The organism is Marinilabilia sp., assembly GCF_016278715.1.
Taxonomy (GTDB): Bacteria; Bacteroidota; Bacteroidia; order Bacteroidales; family Marinilabiliaceae; genus Marinilabilia.
In genome coordinates this window covers 24,302-28,381 of sequence record NZ_JADQBH010000009.1, presented here as the reverse complement: position 1 = coordinate 28,381, position 4,080 = coordinate 24,302, and the positions used below count along the sequence as shown (strand labels likewise).

At 46.9% G+C, this 4,080-nt stretch carries 4 protein-coding genes; all 4 read left to right on the top strand.

All coding sequences use genetic code 11. The features are described 5' to 3' along the window. The coding region (mbhE, locus tag QZZ43_RS00600) for a hydrogen gas-evolving membrane-bound hydrogenase subunit E (RefSeq protein WP_291854932.1) at positions 1 to 1,764 on the top strand (1,764 nt) is incomplete at its 5' end. Continuing rightward, a complete protein-coding gene (locus QZZ43_RS00595; protein ID WP_291854930.1) occupies positions 1,761 to 2,174 on the top strand; it encodes an MnhB domain-containing protein in 414 nt (137 codons plus the stop codon). The genes mbhE and QZZ43_RS00595, both read left to right, overlap by 4 nt. Then, on the top strand, positions 2,162 to 2,515 hold the full coding sequence (locus QZZ43_RS00590) for an NADH-quinone oxidoreductase subunit K (RefSeq protein WP_291854926.1): 354 nt from the start codon (positions 2,162 to 2,164) through the stop codon (positions 2,513 to 2,515). The genes QZZ43_RS00595 and QZZ43_RS00590 overlap by 13 nt, the downstream gene beginning before the upstream one ends. Next, the gene (locus QZZ43_RS00585) at positions 2,512 to 4,029 is read left to right on the top strand and encodes a proton-conducting transporter membrane subunit (protein ID WP_291854923.1); all 1,518 of its coding nucleotides are present in this window, start codon (positions 2,512 to 2,514) and stop codon (positions 4,027 to 4,029) included. The genes QZZ43_RS00590 and QZZ43_RS00585 overlap by 4 nt, the downstream gene beginning before the upstream one ends. Positions 4,030 to 4,080: the final 51 nt, after the last annotated feature.

The window sequence follows — 4,080 nt, the reverse complement described above, 5'->3', positions numbered from 1 at the left end:
CGCCTCAGTGAACTTTATGCGCAGGGGTTTCATTTCGGAGCTCATTCCCAATATCAAATCGTATTTCTCCTGATATTTATAGCCATCGCCACCAAATCGGCCCAGTTCCCGTTCCATTTCTGGCTGCCCGGCGCCATGAATGCCCCTACCCCCATCAGTGCCTATCTGCACTCAGCGACCATGGTCAATGCCGGAATCTTTCTGCTGCTTCGACTGAATCCCGTGATGGGAGGAACCATCGCCTGGAAAGGAGCTCTAATACTAACCGGCGGCATCACCATGTTTATTGGTGCATTTTTCTCTCTGGGACAGAAAGACCTTAAACGCATATTGGCCTTTACCACCATCAGTGCACTGGGAACAATGGTTATGCTCATTGGCATGAACACTACCGCATCCATCAAGGCGGCACTAATTTTCTTCATTGTACACGGCTTGTATAAAGGCGGTTTGTTTATGGTGGCCGGCATCATCGACAAAAACACCGGAACCCGTGACATTGGAAAATTAAGTGGACTATTGAAAAGCATGCCCATAACCAGCATTGCCGGAATTCTGGCCCTCCTGAGTATGTCGGGCCTCCCGCCTATGCTGGGATTCATCGGAAAGGAATTGATTTACGACGCCAAAGTTCAGATGCCGGAGTTATCGTGGCTCATAGTTCCTCTGGGGGTTGCAGCCAACATAATGATGGTGGCCATATCAATACTTGTATTTTACGAAATATTCTTTCCACGCAAAAAGAGAACGGCCACTCTGCTCAAGCATAAAGAGAGCGAATTACCCGGCAATTTTTTGGCCGGACCGGTAGCACTCGCACTGGTAGGTCTGGGGCTGGGTCTGACTCCCGGCTGGCTAAATAATATTTTGTCCAACGCCATGTATTATGTGCAGTCGCAAACAGTAGAGGTTCATCTGGCCCTTTGGCATGGCTTTAACCAGGTATTGCTGCTGAGCATCTTCACGGTAGCAATGGGGGTAGTTGTCTTTTTACTGCGTCGCCCCGTTGGAAAACTGGTAGGCATCATCATTTTGTGGACGGACCAGTATCACCTCCCCGAAAAATTCAACAACCTCATCAGCAATTACCTGAGTTTTGCCGGGAAACACACCAACCGCATTCAACACGGGTATCACCGATACTACCTCATTACTTTTTTTATGGCCACCCTGCTACTGATAATTTATCAGTTGCTCAGTGCCGGAGGTGGTTGGTTTAATCCGGATGAAAGTTCTCCTGTACGAATGCATGTGGTAATGGTACTGATTGTGTCAGCCATGGCAGTGTTGTTTGCCGTATTCAGCAAATCACGACTCTCTGCCATTGTATCTATGGGAGTGCTGGGATACGGAGTGGCTGTTCTGTATATGTTCTACGGAGCTGTTGACCTGGCCATTACACAGTTCCTGGCCGAAACCATCATCATGGTCATTTTTGTAATGGTCATTTTCTATCTGCCCGATTTTGCGGTGCTTTCCAGTAAAAAATCGCGCATCCGCGATGCTATAATAGCCTTGGCAGTAGGCACCATGATGACCATGGTTGTACTCAAAGCCAGATTCATCAATCTGGAAGAGCCTATTTCGCAGTTCTTTGCAGAAAAAAGTTTCCTGGAAGGTCATGGCCGCAATATCGTAAATGTGATACTGGTTGATTTCAGGGCTCTTGATACTCTTGGCGAGATAACGGTGCTGGGGCTGGCCGCCGCAGGTGTTTTTACACTTTTACGATTCAACCCGATAAAAAAGAAACCTGAGAAATGAGAAATATTGTACTGGAACGCATCGCAAACCTCTTTTTGTATGTAATGGTAGGATTCGCACTCTTCCTGCTGCTCAGAGGACACAACCGCCCGGGAGGTGGTTTTATTGCCGGCATTATTGCAGCGGCAGGGTTTCTGCTCTATGGCATTGTGTTCGGCTCGGAAAAAGTACTTGAAAAGATAAAAATCAACCCTCGCTACATCATGGGAAGCGGACTGCTCATCGCATTTTTGGCAGCCATCATTCCCATGTTGTTCGGCAAACCACCCCTGACAGGGATGTGGACTTCCCTGGCCGGAATTGCTTTGGGGACCCCGTTGTTGTTTGATGTTGGGGTCTTTGTGCTGGTTGTGGGAATGATTGTATCGATATTTACAAACATAATGGATGTACTGAAATGGAACTCGTAATCGCCCTTTTTATCGGTTTGTTGTATGCCAGCGGAGTATATCTGCTGCTTCGGCGGAGTATTGTGAAGCTCATCCTTGGGGTGTTTGTAATCAGTAATGCCACCAACCTCATCATATTCCTTTCGGGGGGCATAACCCGAAGCGGTGTTAGCTTTATTGCCGATGAGGCTGAAAAAGCTTCCCTTGAAACCATGACCGACCCCCTGCCTCAGGCACTAATACTCACGGCCATTGTAATAGGTCTGGGCATTGCCGCCTACATACTGGCATTGAAATACAAATATTTTGAAACCACAGGCACACACGACCTGGACCAACTTAGTAAGACCGACCAGAAATGATAATAGCATTACCCATTTTTCTGCCACTTGCATTCATGATTTTTGCTTTTCTGTTTCGCCATTTCCATGGACGGGAGTATGTTGCAATAGGGGCCGCAGCCCTTAACCTTCTGATTTCGGTATTTCTTCTGATAGAAGTAAACACCGATGGCATGGTAAAAATTCAAATGGGGGACTGGCCCGCTCCTTTTGGTATCACTCTCATTGCCGACCGTTTCAGTGCTTTAATGGTACTGGTTTCTGCCATCGTTTTTATGGCAACCATGGCTTATTCCATCCAATCAGTCGATTCCCGCCGCAAGAGTTTCGGCTTTTATCTTTTTTCTTTTGGCATTCTGATGGGCGTCAACGGCAGTTTTCTGGCCGGCGACATCTTCAACTTATATGTGTGGTTTGAAGTTATGCTGATGGCTTCTTTCATTCTGATGAGTCATGGTGGAGAACGTAACCAACTGGAAGGAGCCATAAAATATCTCATTCTCAATCTTATTTCATCCTTCTTTTTTGTGGCAGGAATTGGTCTTCTTTACGGAAAACTGGGAACACTTAACATGGCCGACATCGCCCAGAAACTGATGAGTTACGAAACCATGCCCCCGGAACTGAATCCCGCTTTCATCCTCATATTTGTGGGATTTGCCATCAAAGGAGCCCTGGCACCCTTCTTTTTCTGGTTGCCAGCCTCCTACCATACCCCTCCACCTGTGGTTACAGCACTGTTTGCCGGACTGCTTACCAAGGTCGGTATCTATTCACTCATCCGGTTTTATACCCTTTTTCTGCACCAAAACAGCGAGTTCTGGCAACCGCTGATATTGTGGATTGCCGGACTCAGCATGGTTATCGGAGTTATTACAGCCACTTCACAGTTTGAGTTTCGCAAAGTGTTGTCGTTTCACATCATCAGTCAGGTGGGATATGTGGTTATGGGACTGGGGCTTTATACCGTGGCCGGACTGGCAGGAGCCATCTTTTTCCTGGCACACAATATGATATCCAAAACCAATGCCTTTCTGGTAGCCGGATATGTTCACCGCCAGAAAGGAACTCTCAATCTTAAAGTACTGGGAGATTTCTATAAGGAACATCCCCTTTGGGCAATATTCTTTTTTATTTCCGCTTTCAGTCTGGCCGGATTGCCACCTCTCAGCGGATTTATAGGCAAATACCTACTCATCAAAGCGGGTATCGATGCACAACAACTGGGAATTGCTTTTACCGCCCTCTTTGTAGGATTCTTCACCCTCTTCTCTATGGTGAAGATATGGATGGAGGTTTTCTGGAAAAAAACACCCGAAAAACAGCCTGTCCCAATTATCAAAACAGCGTTGTTTGATGATAAACCCGTATATATCAACTGGATGACCTGGTCATCAGGAGCCATGGCAATTATTATTGTTCTGACAGGTGTTTTTGCCACTCCGGTTGTGGACTATTGCACGCTGGCGGCCGAATCGCTCATGAAACCCTCTGAATATATTAACTTTGTACTCAACCATACTCAAGAGCTATGAGCCATGAGCCATGAGCCATGAGCCATGAGCCATGAGCCATGAGCCATGAGC

Excerpts from the sequence above, each read along its gene's own strand:
- QZZ43_RS00590 (WP_291854926.1), top strand. The coding sequence starts at position 2,162 with ATGGAACTCGTAATCGCCCTTTTTATCGGTTTGTTGTATGCCAGCGGA.
- QZZ43_RS00595 (WP_291854930.1), top strand. The coding sequence starts at position 1,761 with ATGAGAAATATTGTACTGGAACGCATCGCAAACCTCTTTTTGTATGTA.
- QZZ43_RS00585 (WP_291854923.1), top strand. The coding sequence starts at position 2,512 with ATGATAATAGCATTACCCATTTTTCTGCCACTTGCATTCATGATTTTT.